This window comes from Sphingobium sp. TomTYG72, assembly GCF_055394715.1.
Map to the genome: position 1 here is coordinate 1907319 of NZ_AP027336.1, position 15523 is coordinate 1922841.

Consider the following 15523-nt stretch of genomic DNA (forward strand, 5'->3'; position numbering starts at 1 on the left):
TTCTCAGCGCGCCCGATCCGCCATGGCTCGCAATGTGCCAAGCGCGGCGCGCAGCGCCTGATCGACATCATCCTCGACCCGATCCCGCACCGGGACCCGCTGTTCGGTCGGCATGTCAGCGATGACACCGTCCGCCGCAGCAGTCCTGGTGCCGCGCACACGATCGGCGAGGCCTTTTTCGAACCGCGCGGTGAGTTCAGCCAGCGAAGGCAGGCCGGGAGCTGGCGGGATGTCGTTGGACAGCGTGGCGGGGGTGGGATCGGAGGCAATGACGCTCACGGCTTCAATTGCATCGCTGTCCGGGGCTTCTTCCGGCGTCGGCGCACCGGGCAAGATCAAGGCCTCTGCTTCCGGTTGATCCGATTCGAACTGTTCACCGCGCGCAGGACCAATCCGGGGAAAAATCTCCAAACCGCCAAAGTCGCGGCTCGCAAAGATGGGGGCACGCGCCGGGGCGTCGGGATGCGCGTCGGCGCGGCGCATCAGCGGGCTCGATATTCTGGAGGCTCCCGAGGTCCGGCCGCGAGACAGCCAGTTCAGCTTCGGCAATGCAAAACCCATATCACTCACTCCTGTAACGCTGCGAGAGCGTCGATCCTTTTTCATCGGCACGGGCGCCGCGTTGAAACTTACAAAGCCCATCGCCATCAGCGCGCCGAAGCCCGCAACGAGCAGGCGTGCCTTCAATCCCAGTGGCGGCGCGGCGGCTGGCAAGGCTTCGCTCAGCCCGCTCGACGCGACGATTGTCTCGACCAGTCCCACGGGCATCGCCAACAGGATCAGCGCGACCGCCACCCCCGCCAGCACGGCGGGGGTCATCGCCCTATGAAGTCGAACCACCGTCATGTTCCAGTTCAGGCGGCGGCGCGAATGCGCGCGATCCGCTGCGCCAGCAACCGCTCATAGACAGGCCCATAACGCAGAATATTTGACGACCAGTTACGCTCGCGTTCGACAAAGGTGCGAGCCGTCGCCCGCCGATCGTCCCAGAAACCACGATCAGCGAACATCTCTGCCAAAGCGGCCGCAATCGCCGCCGGATCGCCGGGCGCGAACAGCGTGCCCGTTACTCCATGTTCGATCAGTTCGCGATGACCGCCGACGTTGGAGGCAGCCACCAGCCGCCCCTGCGCCATCGCCTCCAGCGGCTTGAGCGGGGTTACAAGATCGGTGAGCCGCATCGCCTTGCGCGGATAAGCGAGGACATCGACCTGTGCATAATAATCCTCGACCTCATCATGAGGGACGCGCCCTACGAAGACGATATGGTCGGCGAAGGGCGAGGCCGTCGCCTGATCCCGCAGCGCCTGTTCGCGCGGGCCGCCGCCTACCAGCAGCAGCTTGACCTTGGGCCGTGCGCGCACCAGCCGGGGCATGGCGGCGATGAGGTCGTCCAAACCTTCATAATCATAGAAGCTGCCGATGAAGCCGACCACGTCGGCGCCCTCTAGCCCCAGCCGTGCGGTGAGCGCCGGATCGCGGCGCACTGGCGTTCCGAATTGCTCCATGTCCACGCCGTTGGGCGAGACGATGATCTTGGCCGGGTCGATCCCGCGCGCCACCAGGTCGCCGCGCAACCCTTCGCAGATGACCGCGACGGCATCGGCCGCGCGCACCGCATGGGTTTCCAGCTGCCGGGTCAGCCAATAGCGGGGGCTGCCCTCGGCGCCGGTGCCGTTTCCGACCGCTGCATCCTCCCAGAAGGCGCGGATTTCGTAGATCATGGGAATGTCGTGCCGCTTGGCCGCGCGTTGCGCCGCCATGGCGTTCAACACGGCCGAATGGGCGTGGATCACATCCGGCCGCCACTCCGCGATCAGCGAATCGATGGCATCCGCATGCGCCGCAATGTCCCGCCATTCGCGCAGCAACGGATTGCCGGTTGCCGGTGTGCCCGGCGTGCGATGAAAATGAAGGCCATCGACGACTTCTTCTGCCGGGCCTTTGGCGCCGTGACGCAATCCGGTGATTCCCCGCACGTCCCACCCCTGCGCCATTTGCGCTCGCAGGATCGCACGCGTGCGGAAGGTGTAGCCGCTATGCATCGGCAGGCTGTGATCGAGCACATGGAGTATCCGAGTCATGCGCTTCTTGTGCCGGAAAAGGTTTAACGGCCCGTCAACTCTGCCGCGCTAGGGAAAGGCCGTGGCCACAGAAGAACCCTTCGCGCGATGATTGACGCCCTTTCTCTGCTGATCAGCCATGGCGTGATCATGCTGGCGGCCTGGCGCCTGCTGCCGCGTGCCGATCTGGATGACGAATCTCAGGTGGAGCAATCGCGCGATGCGTGACCTGTTCTTCCTCGCCTTTCTCGGCGCCTTCCTCCTGCTAGGGCTGCGGCGTCCATTCCTGCTCGTGGCCGTCTACGCCTATATCGACATCGTCTCGCCGCAGCGGCTGTCCTACTTTCTTCTAAACCGCATTCCGATCTCCGCGATCGCCTTTGCTCTGGCGGTGGGCGCGTGGCTGCTGGTGGACAAGAAAACGGACTGCCGCTTTTCCATGCGCCAGCTGTTGTTGCTGATCCTGCTGGCCTGGTGCGGCTATACGACCGCGACGGCAGATTTTCCGCTGAACGCCCATACCAAGTGGGAATGGGTGTGGAAGGCGATGATCTTTGCGATCTTCCTGCCGCTCACTTTGCGTACGCGGCTGCGGCTTGAGGCACTGGCGCTCTTCATGGTGCTGTGTGCGAGCACAATCATCATCAATGGCGGCATGAAGACGGCGCTGTCGGGCGGCGGTTATGGCGTCCTTAACCTGATGGTGGACAATAATAGCGGCCTTTATGAAGGCAGCATTATCAGCTGCGTCGCCATCTCGCTGATCCCGCTCATCCTTTGGCTAGCAAAGCATGGGACGATCTTTCCGCCGGACTGGCGGGTGCGCGGCTTTGCTTATGCGCTGTGCCTTGCCTGCCTGCTGATGCCGATCGGCACCGAAGCGCGCACGGGGCTCGTCTGCATCGTCATTCTCGCTGGCATGATGCTGATGCGGTCGAAGCGGCGCTTTATCTATGGCCCATTGCTGGCTGTGGCCGCGCTGGCCGCCATCCCCTTCCTGCCCGCCAGCTTCACCCAGCGCATGTCGACCATCGAGAATCATCAGGGCGATGAAAGCGCTTCCACCCGCCTTGCCGTTTGGAAGTGGACGCTGGACTATGTGAAGGAACATCCCGGCGGGGGCGGCTTCGACAATTATCTCCAGAACAGCTTCACCTATTTCATGCAGGAACGGGTGACCGACAGCGGTGGGTCGCGCATGGAGCGGCGGCTCGTCACCGACAAGGGCCGCGCCTACCACAGCGCCTATTTCGAGATGCTGGGTGAGCAGGGCTATTTCGGCTTTGCGCTGTGGCTGCTGATTCATCTCATCTGTTTCATCCGCACCGAGGCCATAAGGCGTCGTTATCGCGGCCGCGATGGTCCGGGCGAGGCATGGGTCGCGCCTTTCGCGCTGGCGCTTCAGCAAGGCCATGTCATCTACATGATCGGTTCGCTGTTCGTCGGCATCGCTTACCAACCCTTCATCTTCATGATGCTATCGCTGCAAATCGGCCTCGACACCTATCTCACGCGCAAGCAGCGGGAAGGTGCGCGAGCCCCGGCCATTCCGTTGCGGCCCTTAAAGCCGATCACAGGGGGAGTATGATGAGCGGAGAACTCCGCATTCTGGGCATCGCCCATGGCTTGTTGCTCGGACTGGTGCTGGCGTCGCCCATGATCGGCAGGGAGTTCCTGCCCTGGGGCGTGGAAGCGCTGTTCATCATAGCAGCTTTCCAGCTGCGGCTTGCCGACCGGCGATGGGAAACCCGCGCGGGCCTGCGCGGCTGGGTCAGCCATATTCGCATGGCGCCCGGACGCCTCGTTCCGTGGGCTGCCACGGCGGTGGTGGCGGTTATCGCGGGACCAGAGCAGTCGGCGCTCGCCGGATCGATATTGGCGGCGGTGCTGATGGCGGAGTTGCTGCTTTATCCTGCCGGAGCTTATCTGCTTGGTCGCCTGCCCCGTGCCGGGATCGCGCTCCTCATCCTTCTTCTGCTCATCGGCTGCGGCCTTGCGGGACAGGGTCAGCCTGCCCGGCTCGCCATGGCTTTCGCGCTAGGGATGAGCGGCTGCATATTCTGGATGCGCGGGCCGGACGGTGAAGCACGGTCCACCATGATCGCCGGAGCCACAGCCGTGGGCTTCTTCACGATCGCACTGCTCTTGCCCGGTACGGCGATGATCGCCATGCCCGCCGCGATATTGGCCGCGACCCTCACTCTCGCGCACCTATCGGTCATCCGCCGCCATCCAGAGCATTGGCGGTTGCGCAGCAGCGGAACATTTCGTTGGCGCTTGACCGGCTCACAGCCCGGCCGATCCTGACCCGACGCGCCAAGGCCGGGAACGCAAGCGCGGTAAGGCGGGTTAATGGCTCTTGAGAAGGAGCCAAATGCCGCAACGCCTCGTCCACGCCAATGACAGCCTGCCGGGAATAGCGCGCCGCCCATTGAAACGGGGATGGGCCTATTTCCTCCCCGATGGCACGCGGATCACCGACCGGGACGAGATCGACAGGCTGAACGCCATCGGCATGCCGCCCGCTTACCGTGATTGCTGGTTCTGCCCGCTGCCGCATGGCCATATCCAGGCGACCGGCTATGACGACCGGGGCCGCAAGCAATATCGCTATCATCCCGAGTTCCGCGCCGCGCGAGAGGCGGAGAAATATGGCGGCTGCGCCTTGTTCGGCCGCGCGCTCCCCCGCCTGCGCGCGCGCATAGAGGCGGACTTGTCGATACGTGGCCTGCGCAAGGAAAGGACCTTGGCCGCAGTCGTGCGCTTGCTCGACCTTGCCAAGGTGCGCGTGGGCAATGAACAATATGCGGCAGCGAACAAGAGCTTCGGCGCCACGACCCTGCGCCGCCGCCATGTCGATCTTACCGGACAGAAGCTGCGGCTGCGCTATCGCGCCAAGTCGGGGCGCGAACATGACCTGACGATCAGCGACCGGCGTCTGCTCCGCTTCGTACGCGCGATGCAGGACCTGCCCGGGCAGCATCTGTTCCAATATCTGGACGAGGAAGGGATCGCCCGGCCGATCACTTCCGGAGACGTGAACGCCTATATTGCGGACGCGATGCGGCATGACTTCACGGCCAAGCATTTCCGTACATGGGGGGCTTCGGCCGTCGCTTTCGAGGCGTTGGCCTCCGGCCCCGTATCGCTCGCGCAGATGGTCGCGCCAGTGGCCGAAGCGCTCGGCAACACGCCCGCCATCAGCCGTAAAAGCTATATCCATCCGGCACTGATCGAATTGTGCAAGTCGGGGCAGGATGAATGGCGGGCAGGGCTTCGCTTGCCGCGCAGTACGCGCTATCTCACCCGCTACGAACGCGGATTGATCGCCTTTCTGGAAGAATGCGGGGCAAGCTCCTCTCTTCCTCTGGCGGCCTGACCGCTTACATTTTCAGGGATCCCCATGGCTGCAAAGAATGACCCGGCCTTCACGGTTCGCGCTCCTAACCTTTCGGAAATGTGGCACGCCACGGCGAACTGGTTTGCCATTCACTCTTTGCAGATAGTGATTGCCGTCGGGATCGGCGTCGCCATCTATCTCGCCCTCGCCGCGCTGCGGCAATTCGGAAAGCGGTTCAGGGGCAAGCCGGGCAGCACGCTCGGCGTTTCCAACCTCGTTGGGCGTGCTATCGCCCGGACCACCCACTTCTTCATGGCCCTGGTTGCCGCGCGGCTGGTGGTCAGCTACGCCAATCCTCCGCAGATGGTGATGAAGACCGTGATCTTCCTCTTCACCATCGCCGCCGTTTTCCAGGCCGCCATCTGGGCGCGCGAGATCATCCTGGGCCTCGTTGAACGCAAGACCGTTGGCGAGGACGCTCATGGCGAAACCCTCGCCAACGCCATGGGGTTGATCCGCGTCCTCGTGACTTTCGGCCTGTTCGCTATCGCCCTGGTGGTCGTACTCGACAATCTTGGCGTCAACGTAACGGGTCTGGTCGCGGGCCTTGGCATCGGCGGCATCGCCATCGGCCTCGCGGCGCAGGGCATCTTCTCGGACCTGTTCGCGGCGCTGTCGATCATCTTCGACAAGCCCTTCCGCCGGGGCGAGGTGATTACCTATGACCTGACCACTGCACGGGTCGAACGCATCGGCCTCAAGAGCACGCGCCTGCGCGCCATGACGGGCGAGAAGAAGGTCATCTCCAACGCCAACCTCCTGCAGAAGGAGATCACCAGCCTTCAAACGCTGGAGCAGCGCCGCGTGACGTTCGCAATCGGCATCATCTACCAGACCGCCGATGAGAAGGCCGACGCCATTCCGGAGCTGCTTGAAGAAATCGTGACAGCGGAAGGCATGAACTTCGTCAATGCGGGCTTGGTTCGCTTCGGCGCGAGCTCGCTGGATTATGAGCTCAACTTCGACGTCCCCTACCCTGACCAGCATGATTATTTCCAGTCGCGCCATCGCATCGGCCTTGCGATCTGGAAGCGGTTCAAGGCGGAAGGCATTGAATTCGCCTATCCCACCCAGACGAGTTTTACCGCAGCGCCGGACGGGCGGACGATCATGCCCTATCCCGATCCCATCCACATCGATCATGAAGGGAGTGCGCGGCTCACCTGATCGGGTTTTCGATTCGCTTCACCTACCCCTTGCTTGCCTAGGCTGTGTCAGCTGGTCAGGCAGCAGCATCGCTGATTGGGGATTGAAGATGTTGTCACGCGCCAAACTCGCCGCCGCTGCACTGCTGGGCTCTCTCGCCATGACTCCTGCGGCGCATGCCGAAGGACTTGGAGCCGAAGTCAATTACGGCCGGGCGAATGGTCATTGGGGCACCGAAATCGGCGCTGGCTATGCACTGGACGTGGCGGGTTTCAGCCTGACCCCCGGTGCGGGCGTTTACCTGCGCGATGGCGAGGCAAAGCTGTATGGCCGGGTCGAGGCAACCTACAGCCTGCCAGCCTTTGCGACGATCGGCGCTGGCATCCGGTTCAGCGGTGACAACAGCCGACCCTATGCCACCATCGCGATGCCGATCGTTCCGAAGCTGCGCGTGAAGGGCAATGTCGGCCCTAAATATTATGCCGTGGGCCTGACGCTCGGCTACTGACCCATGCCCCAAAGCGTGCCCGGTTGGAGCATGCCGTCTTGCAAGGCGAGGGCGCCATCCCTGTCCTTGGCGAGGAGCAGGGCGCCATCAAGGTCTATCCAGTCGGCGCCCTGCGCGACCAGCGCCGCAGGGGCAATCCCGAGCGACGTGCCGAGCATGCAGCCGACCATGATGCGGAAGCCCCGCGCCCTCGCAGCCCGGGCAAGAGCCAGCGCCTCGGTCAAACCGCCCGCCTTGTCCAGCTTGATATTGACCGCGTCAAAGTCCCCCAGTCGATCAAGGTCGGCACGCGTGTGGCAACTTTCGTCCGCGCAAAGGGGGAGCGGCGCCTTGACCCCCGCCAGCCTGTCCTCACGCCCGTGAAAAACCGGCTGCTCGACCATTTCCACACCGAGTTCGGCCAGAGCGCCCGCTTCCGCAGCGATGTCGAGATCGTGCCAGCTTTCATTGGCATCGACGATCAGCCGCGTGCCTGGCGCCCCGGCACGAACCGCTGCAATCCGGTCCCTGTCCCCCTCACCCGTCAGCTTGCATTTCAACAGGGCAAAGCCTCTGCCCGCCGCAGCACTGGCGTCGGCTTCCATCTGGTCCGGGTCATTCAGGCTGATGGTGAAAGCAGTGGGCAGCGGTGCAGGAGGTTGAACGCCCGCCAGTTGCCAAACGGGAATGCTCGCCTGTCTGGCCTCCAGGTCCCATAACGCGCAGTCAAGCGCGTTGCGCGCCGCGCCTCGAGGCATCGCTACCAGCAGCGCCTCGCGATCCAGCGGCCCCTGATAGGCGTTGATGGCGGCGGCACAGCCTTCGGCTGTTTCACCTTCGTAATAAATCGGCGTGCCTTCGCCCCTGCCCATATGTATGCCATCGCTCACGGTACAGACCACGACGTCCACAGAGGTTTTGGCGCCCCGGCTGATAATGAAGGCGCCCGCTACCGGCCAGCGTTCGATGGTGGCGGAAATTATACGTGTCATCGACGTTTCCTGATCGGCAATTTAAGGAGCGGACACAGGCTCTATGCGAAAATCGCGGGCCGCCGCATAGTCCCGCCAGATCTTATATAAGGATGGGTGCATCGTGACTTCCCGCGAATTGACCGGCTTTCTTTCCCTCGCCGAACAGCAGGACGGTGCGGCACAACGCCGGATGTCCGACCTGGCATGGCGCATCGGTTTTGGGGCGATCAGTTGGCCGTGGCTGCTCGCCAGTCTGTCGGGTGGGCGCAAAGCCGACAAACGCGCCCTGATGGATGAGTTGAACCTGCCCCATGATGCGCTTCCCCATCTTGGCAGCTGGAAGGCGGATGTCGGCTTTCTGCGCCATATCGTGCGGGAGATTGCGCGCTTGCGGCCTGCGCAGGTCGTGGAACTTGGCGCAGGCGCTTCCACATTGGTCGCGGCCAAGGCCTTGGCGATGCATGGCGGAGGCCGCCTGACCAGCTTTGACCAGCATGGCGGCTTTGTCGATGCTACCCGCAACTGGCTCTGCGATCATGGTCTACAAGCCGACTTGCGCCATGCGCCGCTGGCATCGGAGAGCAGCGATTGGCCGGGGCGCTGGTATGCGCTGGACGACCTGCCTGAGCGCATCGACCTCCTGATCATCGACGGGCCGCCATGGTCGGTCCATCCACTGGTGCGGGGTGCTGCGGACAGCCTGTTTGCACGGCTGTCGCCCAACGCCGTTGTCTTGCTGGATGACGCGGCGCGGCCGGGCGAGCGGATCGTGGCGCAACGCTGGCGTCAACGCTGGCCGCACATCGATTTTCGCCTGATGCATGACGGCACCAAGGGCACGCTGGTAGGGCGCAGGCGTGACATGTCGATCCCGGTCGCCAACGATAATGAAAGCGGGCGCGGGTGGCAGCATTTGCGCCGAACAGCCGCGATCGCGGGGCTGCTAGCGATCGGCTGGGTTGCCCGGGGTGCGTTGGGCGAGTTTCCACAGGCCGCGCAGGCCAGTCCCTTCCTCGACGAAGCAGCGGCGTCCCACCGTGCGGGCCTGTTGCGGCAAAATATGGCGTCTCAGGTGGAAAGCGCGACCCTCAACGGCGAGGAGATACGCCGTTCAACCGGGATCATCCTGCCATCCTTTCCCGGCAGCTGGCGTGTTACCGACGTTCAGCTCTTTCCGACGCCCGACAGCCCGGCCATAGCCATCTCGATTGTGACACCGGCAGGCGAACAACTCTCCTTCTTTGCGGACAAGGCCGAAACGCCTGCGGAAGGACGTCCCCTGATCGCCCGGCGCGCAACCGATATCATCGCCTATTGGGAAGCTGGCGACATGGCCTACGCGCTGACCGGGCGCACGGCCGCCCGCCGCATCATGACGCTGGCGGCGGAGATTACACCTGCCAGCTGACGCGGCACCGCTGATCCTCGTTGAGGCTTGGGACGGGGGCTGCTAAGCGCGCGCCCATGCAAGATGCGGAAAAGCCCATGCCGCGCGGCGGCGCGCGTTCGTCCCTTGGCAGCCTTGCCATGTTGTGGCGCTTCGCCACGCGCTATCCCGGACGTATCGCGGCCGCGCTCGCCGCGCTGATCGTCTCATCCGCCGCGACGCTCGCTATCCCCAGCGGCTTCCGCCTGGTCATCGACCGCGGATTCATGGGTGGCGGCGATATCAGTCGTTGGTTTCAGTATCTGGCTCTGATCGTGCTGATCCTTTCCCTGGCGACAGCGGCACGCTTCTACTTTGTGTCCTGGCTTGGGGAACGGGTGGTGGCCGATATCCGATCGGCAACGCAGGCCAATCTGCTGCGCCTCGAACCCCGTTTTTTTGAAGAGAACCGGCCGTCTGAAATCGCATCACGCATGACGGCGGACACCGCCATCATCGACCAGATCGTCGGCTCGACTGTGTCTGTCGCCTTGCGTAATCTGGTCACCGGGGTTGGTGGCCTCATCTACCTGTTCGCGCTCGCGCCCAAGCTCGCGGGCCTTCTGGTGCTTGGCATCCCTATCATTCTGGTCGTGATGATCAGCCTGGGCCGCCGTGTACGGCTTCTCTCCCGCGCCAGCCAGGACAGGCTGGCGGCCGTTGGCAGCGTAACGTCCGAAGTGCTGGGAGCCATGAAGATCGTTCAGGCATTCGGGCAGGAAGCGCGGGAATCCGCGCGCTTCGACACCACGGTGGAAGCAGGATTTGCGACAGCCCGGCGCCGCATCCTCCTCCGCGCGGCGATGACAGCCGTTGTCATCGCGCTGGTCTTTGGATCGATCACCGCGGTCATGTGGCAAGGCGCGTTGGATGTTGCGGCGGGCAGGCTTTCAGGCGGCAGCATCGCGGCGTTCGTTCTCACCGGAGGCCTTGTCGCGGGCGCATTTGGCGCGCTGTCCGAAACCTGGGGCGACCTGCTCCGGGGGGCTGGCGCGGCGAGCCGCTTGCATGAGCTTATGACGGCAAAGCCCGAAATCGTCGCTCCTGCTTTGCCCAAGCCGATTCCCCAGCTTCCGCATGGCGCGGACATCCAGTTCGACGGGGTGCATTTCAGCTATCCGACGCGACCGGGCGAAGCCGCGCTGCATGGCATCTCTATCGACATCGCAGCGGGTGAAACAGTGGCAGTCGTTGGGCCGTCAGGCGCGGGCAAGTCCACGCTGATCCAACTTGCGCTACGCTTCTATGATCCTGACACCGGGGCCATCCGGCTGAATGGCGTCGATCTGAGGGATGCCGACCCGGGGACGGTTCGGAATATGATGGCGATGGTGCCGCAAGACAGCGTCATCTTTGCTGCATCGGCGCGGGACAATCTGCGCTTTGGCCGCTGGGACGCGTCGGACGAGGAGATTTGGGGAGCAGCGCGCGCAGCCAATGCAGAGACGTTCCTGCGCGCGCTTCCCGAGGGGCTGGATACATTTTTGGGCGAAGGTGGAGCCCGGCTATCCGGGGGTCAAAGGCAGCGCCTTTCGATCGCGCGCGCCTTGCTCCGCGATGCGCCGATCCTGTTGCTGGACGAGGCGACCTCTGCGCTGGACGCGGAATCGGAGCGGCTGGTCCAGGACGCACTGGCGCGCCTGATGCAAGGGCGCACGACAATCGTCATCGCCCATCGGCTGGCAACGGTTCGCGCTGCTGACCGGATCATCGTACTCGATAATGGTCGCGTCGTGGAACAGGGCAATCATGCCGCACTGATGACCGAAAAGGGTCTGTACGCGCGTCTGGCGACACTTCAGTTTCAGGATGCACCAGCGGCCTGAGGCCGGTCGGCCTTCAAAGCTATATTATCCGCTGATCCTGACGATATGATCAAGGATGGCAGGGTGCAGGGGCCGTTCGAACCGGCAACCTGCTTCATGGCCCCGTGTCCAGAGGACATGAGCGCGTCGGCCCTCGAAGCCAGGCAGCATGACCCATAGGGAATCACCTGCGGCCAGCTTCATGAAGCTCTGCAGGAGGAAGCCATTAACAGACAAGTCGGCTACGCTGCTCTTGAACCAGTTTTCGCTTGGCCGCCTGACCTTGACGGGCACCTGAATATAGCGCCGATCAGTCTGGCGACCGCGCTTTTGGTTCAGGTCCAAGTGCAATTCAGCGCCCATGATCTAATGCGTTCCTTTGTGCGGAACATCTCACATTACGGTTAAGGAACCGTTGAGGCAGGGACCAAAAAAAGGGCCGCCGAAGCGACCCCGTAGATAACCAAAAGCTGATTGCGTCACCCCAGCCCGCGCCCGGAAACGGGAAGTCGAACATTCCCGGCCAGACAGCGGCGGCGTAGCCAGCTCTTAGAAGTTTCCATATTGTTCATTGCCCACGAAGCCCAGCTTCGTGACGCCAGCACGCTTGATCTCGGCCAGAACCTGATCAACGACGACATAGCGGGTCGCGGCATCGGGCTGGAACTGCAATTCGGGTTCGACCGGCAACCGCAGCGACTGCTGCAGATACTGACGCAGGGTCAGCAGGTCGATGGCCGAACCATTCCAGGTGATTATGCCGCCAGGATCGATCGCGACCTTGTTCTTGACAGGGTCGATGACGCTGTCCGTGGGCGGCGCATTCTGAGGTAGGTCGATCTTGACCGCGTGGGTCTGGATCGGGATCGTGATGATGAACATGATGAGGAGAACGAGCATGACGTCGATCAACGGCGTCGTGTTCATTTCCATCATCGGCTCGCCATCATCTTTTCCGGCGCTCATTGCCATGGGGCGATACTCCTAAAAACTTAGAGCCGCTGCACCGTCGAACCCGGTTCGGGTTCGGAGATGAAGCCGACCTTCGGGAAACCGGCGCGCTGCATCGTGTAGATGGTGCCGCCGATGCACCGGTAGGGGGTATTGATGTCCCCACGAATATGCACTTCCGGCAGATCCTCAGGCGTCATGTTCTCAACGCCACCTGCCTTCTTGATGTCCGCCTCAAGCTTCGCGACCGCGCGGTCGAGAAGTTCGTCCGAAGACACCCTGGTCAGATTCCAGTAAACCGCACAGCTGCCATCAGAAGCCTGCGTGATCGATAGCGACACATTCTCCGGCTTCGTCGTCGTCGGCTCGAATGCGACCTTGGGGAGCTGTAGCTGAACCGTCTGGACGACGACCGGAACCGCGATGAGGAAGATGATGAGCAACACCAGCATGACGTCGACGAGCGGCGTCGTGTTGATGTCGGACATCGGCTTGTCTTCACCGCCGTCGGAGCCAACACTCATTGCCATTGATAATTTCCTAACATGCGTGTCGATGGCGCCCCGTTATTCGGGACCCATGGCCGGTGGGGAAGCAGCGGTCGCAGCCGTCCACTAACCCCCACACCGGCTCCTTGACCCAATCAGGCCTTGGTCGGAGCAGCAGCCGTCTTGGCGGCAGGCGCAGCCGGGGCAGTCGCGAACGAAGGCTTAACAGCGCCGTTCGACACCAGGTGAGCCAGCAGATCGACGGTGAAGCCGTTCAGCTGTTCGGCGATCGACTTGTTGCGACGCTGCAGGAAGTTGTAGGCAAGCACGGCGGGAACGGCCACGGCCAGACCCAGCGCGGTCATGATCAGAGCTTCACCGACCGGACCGGCAACGGCGTCGATCGAGGCCTGACCGGCAGCGCCGATCTTGATGAGCGCGCGATAGATGCCGATAACCGTACCGAACAGACCGATGAACGGCGAAGTCGCACCGACGGTCGCGAGGAACGCCAGACCACCGCCCAGCTTCGAGTTGATCGAGGCTTCCGAACGGGCGAGCGAACCGTGCAGCCAGTCATGCGCCTCAACCGGATCGGTCAGCTTGGTGTGTTCTTCCTGAGCCTTGATGCCGTCATCGACGATCTGCTTGTAGGCCGAGTTCTTTTCGAGCTTGGCCGAACCTTCCTTGAGGGTAGCCGCGCGCCAGAAGGTCGCACGGACCTTCTTGCCCTGGTTGAGAACCTTCTGCTGTTCGATCAGCTTGGTGAACAGGATGTAGAAGGTGCCTACCGACATGCCGACCAGGATGATGAACACGGTCCATGCGATGGTGCCGCCCTGCTCCAGGGCTTCCATGAGGCCGTACGGATTCTCCGGCTTGGGCGCCGCAGCTGCTGCGAGATACATCAACATTTTCAAGACTTCCCTCTCAAAAGGATCAATAAAAGGGGAAGGCGGCAGCGGCGCCAGCCTTCCCGTTACAATTATTCAGGCAGTCGCCACGTAATGCGACCATTGTAGGTGTCGGACATAGGTCCGCCCCCGGCTGCGGTAGCGGGCTTGAACCTCGCCCGGCGCGGCAGGAGCCGACAGGTCGCCTCGTCAAGGTCGGAATGACCAGTAGAAGAGGTGACGGTGCAGCTCGTGACACGGCCATCAGGTCCGATTTCAAGCCGGAAACCCGCCGTACCGGAACGCTCCTCGCGTTGCGCACGGCTTGGATAGTCCGCATCGCTGAGCCAGCTACCGGGCGAACTGCGCGGCGTTGCACGCGAAGCAGGCACTGCCGGTGGCGGCGGTGGCGGTGGTGGAGCAGCAACCGGAACCGGATTGAAAACCGGCGGCGGCGTGCGCACCGTCTGGATTGGCGGCGCAGGAGCCGGCGTTTGAACGATCGGCGGAGGTGCGACGACTGGCGGCGGCTCGACCGGCTGGTCTGGCGGCGGCGGCGGCGGCTCCTCATCCGGTGGCGGTGGTTCCTCCTTCACGTCGATCACGTTCAGCTGTTCCGCCGCCTTTTTGACATATTTCATGCCAAGGCCGGTAACAAAGGCATAACCCAGAACAGCGTGAATCAGGGCGACGATGACGATCGAGATCGTACGACTCGATCCTTGCGAGTGGTCAGCATAGGCCATTCGGCAACGACACTCCTTAACTCAACTTACCATTGTTATAAGCAAACAAGCCAAAAATGGCCCTAGTTGACCAGGTCGTCCCTGGCCACCTTTGGCCCCCTTCCGCGCATTTGCTACCGCGCAAACTCCTATCGCGGCGCATCGTGGCACGCAAACGCTTTATCGACAGGATCATTTCCGATTAGCATTTTAATACAGAATGACTTGCCTGTGACAACATTGTCACGGATGACTTTAGGCAGGACGAACATGCAAAGAAAATCCTCCATGACCTTCAAAACAACTGCTGCAACATGCCTCATTTTCGCCGCATCTCCGCTGGTTTCAGCGGCCCAGCCGAGTATTGGCACAAAGTCCGCCACCCTTTCCTACGCCGATCTTGCGGATTTGGCAGACGCGGCTCCGCTGGTGGCCGTGGCACGCATCAGCAGCATAATTGCACTACCTGAAAAAACGGTCCAAAATGTGCCGACCGGTCAAAAACGGATCTTTGTCGAGGCCGAAGTCACGTCACTGATTCGCGGCGAAGGGGGAATCAGTCCACGCGTCCGCTATCTTTACGATGCGCCGCTCAATGCTCGCGGAAAGCTTCCCAAGCTGAAGAAAACCGAGGTCATCCTGTTTGCTCGCCCAGGAGGACGGCCGGGAGAAATCCAGCTGGTGGCGGGCGACGCTCAAATTCCTGCCACGGCTGCGGCGGTCGAGCAGATGAAGGTCATCCTGTCCGAACTGGTAGCTTCCAATGCACCGCCTCGCATCATAGGGCCTGGCGACGCATTCCACGTCGCAGGCACCGTTGCGGGCGAAGGCGAGACACAGATTTTCCTGCGGACGGCCACGGGCGATCCGGTGTCGCTTTCCATCCTGCGTCGCCCCGGACAGCAGCCGAAATGGGCCGTTGCCCTGGGCGAAATCGTCGATGAAGCGGCGCGGCCGCCTGCACCGGGAAGCCTTCTCTGGTATCGGCTGGCTTGCAGCCTGCCGCCCACCCTGCCGGGATCCTCGGTTCGCGCGCTCGCGCCTATCGATGCGGAGGCGGCTCGGATCGATTATGCCTTTGTCATCCAATCCCTCGGCAATTGCGGCCGCACCCGTTCCGCGCGTTGACGCCCTCGAACGCGTCGTCCTTGTCCTTTTTCTTGGA

At 62.6% G+C, this 15523-nt stretch carries 16 protein-coding genes; 8 read left to right on the top strand and 8 right to left on the bottom strand.

The genetic code is table 11. The features are described 5' to 3' along the window. Positions 1-3: 3 nt before the first annotated feature. Positions 4-840, bottom strand: a complete 837-nt coding sequence (locus ACZ5U1_RS09450; RefSeq protein WP_464778188.1) for a hypothetical protein — start codon at positions 838-840, stop codon at positions 4-6. A gap of 14 nt (positions 841-854) precedes the next feature. Next, positions 855-2084 carry a TIGR04063 family PEP-CTERM/XrtA system glycosyltransferase gene (locus tag ACZ5U1_RS09455; RefSeq protein ID WP_464778189.1) on the bottom strand — a complete coding sequence of 410 codons (1230 nt, stop codon included), beginning with the start codon at positions 2082-2084 and terminating at the stop codon, positions 855-857. Between the two features lie 199 nt (positions 2085-2283). Between ACZ5U1_RS09455 and ACZ5U1_RS09460 the strand changes: the two genes are divergently transcribed. The 5 genes from ACZ5U1_RS09460 to ACZ5U1_RS09480 all read left to right on the top strand — a co-directional run bounded on the left by ACZ5U1_RS09460 (position 2284) and on the right by ACZ5U1_RS09480 (position 7117). Further along, entirely contained in the window at positions 2284-3651 is a 1368-nt protein-coding gene (locus ACZ5U1_RS09460) for a putative O-glycosylation ligase, exosortase A system-associated (RefSeq protein WP_464778190.1), read from the top strand. After that, a complete protein-coding gene (locus ACZ5U1_RS09465; protein WP_464778191.1) occupies positions 3651-4370 on the top strand; it encodes a hypothetical protein in 720 nt (239 codons plus the stop codon). Before ACZ5U1_RS09460 ends, ACZ5U1_RS09465 begins: the two co-directional genes overlap by 1 nt. 67 nt (positions 4371-4437) lie before the next feature. Further along, positions 4438-5442 (top strand): DNA topoisomerase IB, encoded by a 1005-nt coding sequence (locus tag ACZ5U1_RS09470; RefSeq protein ID WP_464778192.1) that lies wholly within the window; start codon positions 4438-4440, stop codon positions 5440-5442. A gap of 24 nt (positions 5443-5466) precedes the next feature. Further along, positions 5467-6630: a mechanosensitive ion channel family protein gene (locus ACZ5U1_RS09475; RefSeq protein WP_464778193.1), complete on the top strand. Its 1164-nt coding sequence runs from the start codon at positions 5467-5469 to the stop codon at positions 6628-6630. A gap of 88 nt (positions 6631-6718) precedes the next feature. Continuing rightward, positions 6719-7117 carry a hypothetical protein gene (locus ACZ5U1_RS09480; protein WP_464778194.1) on the top strand — a complete coding sequence of 133 codons (399 nt, stop codon included), beginning with the start codon at positions 6719-6721 and terminating at the stop codon, positions 7115-7117. Here the strand turns inward: ACZ5U1_RS09480 and dgcA are convergent. Further along, positions 7111-8088, bottom strand: coding sequence for an N-acetyl-D-Glu racemase DgcA (gene dgcA / locus ACZ5U1_RS09485; protein ID WP_464778195.1), 978 nt, complete (start codon positions 8086-8088; stop codon positions 7111-7113). The two genes, ACZ5U1_RS09480 and dgcA, sit on opposite strands and share 7 nt — an antisense overlap. A 103-nt stretch (positions 8089-8191) precedes the next feature. Between dgcA and ACZ5U1_RS09490 the strand changes: the two genes are divergently transcribed. Both ACZ5U1_RS09490 and ACZ5U1_RS09495 read left to right on the top strand, forming a co-directional pair. Further along, positions 8192-9478: a class I SAM-dependent methyltransferase gene (locus tag ACZ5U1_RS09490; protein WP_464778196.1), complete on the top strand. Its 1287-nt coding sequence runs from the start codon at positions 8192-8194 to the stop codon at positions 9476-9478. Between the two features lie 56 nt (positions 9479-9534). Further along, positions 9535-11322, top strand: a complete 1788-nt coding sequence (locus ACZ5U1_RS09495; protein ID WP_464778197.1) for an ABC transporter transmembrane domain-containing protein — start codon at positions 9535-9537, stop codon at positions 11320-11322. Positions 11323-11346: 24 nt separating this feature from the next. Here the strand turns inward: ACZ5U1_RS09495 and ACZ5U1_RS09500 are convergent, their stop codons facing one another. The 5 genes from ACZ5U1_RS09500 to ACZ5U1_RS09520 all read right to left on the bottom strand — a co-directional run bounded on the left by ACZ5U1_RS09500 (position 11347) and on the right by ACZ5U1_RS09520 (position 14379). Then, entirely contained in the window at positions 11347-11664 is a 318-nt protein-coding gene (locus ACZ5U1_RS09500) for a PilZ domain-containing protein (RefSeq protein WP_464778198.1), read from the bottom strand. Between the two features lie 186 nt (positions 11665-11850). Continuing rightward, entirely contained in the window at positions 11851-12273 is a 423-nt protein-coding gene (locus ACZ5U1_RS09505) for an ExbD/TolR family protein (protein ID WP_464778199.1), read from the bottom strand. Between the two features lie 20 nt (positions 12274-12293). Next, positions 12294-12782, bottom strand: a complete 489-nt coding sequence (locus ACZ5U1_RS09510; protein ID WP_464778200.1) for an ExbD/TolR family protein — start codon at positions 12780-12782, stop codon at positions 12294-12296. Positions 12783-12895: 113 nt separating this feature from the next. Beyond that, a complete protein-coding gene (locus tag ACZ5U1_RS09515; protein WP_464778201.1) occupies positions 12896-13654 on the bottom strand; it encodes a MotA/TolQ/ExbB proton channel family protein in 759 nt (252 codons plus the stop codon). 71 nt (positions 13655-13725) lie between these two features. After that, positions 13726-14379, bottom strand: a complete 654-nt coding sequence (locus ACZ5U1_RS09520) for an energy transducer TonB (protein WP_464778202.1) — start codon at positions 14377-14379, stop codon at positions 13726-13728. A 249-nt stretch (positions 14380-14628) separates the two neighbouring features. Between ACZ5U1_RS09520 and ACZ5U1_RS09525 the strand changes: the two genes are divergently transcribed. Further along, on the top strand, positions 14629-15486 hold the full coding sequence (locus ACZ5U1_RS09525; protein WP_464780010.1) for a hypothetical protein: 858 nt from the start codon (positions 14629-14631) through the stop codon (positions 15484-15486). Positions 15487-15523: the final 37 nt, after the last annotated feature.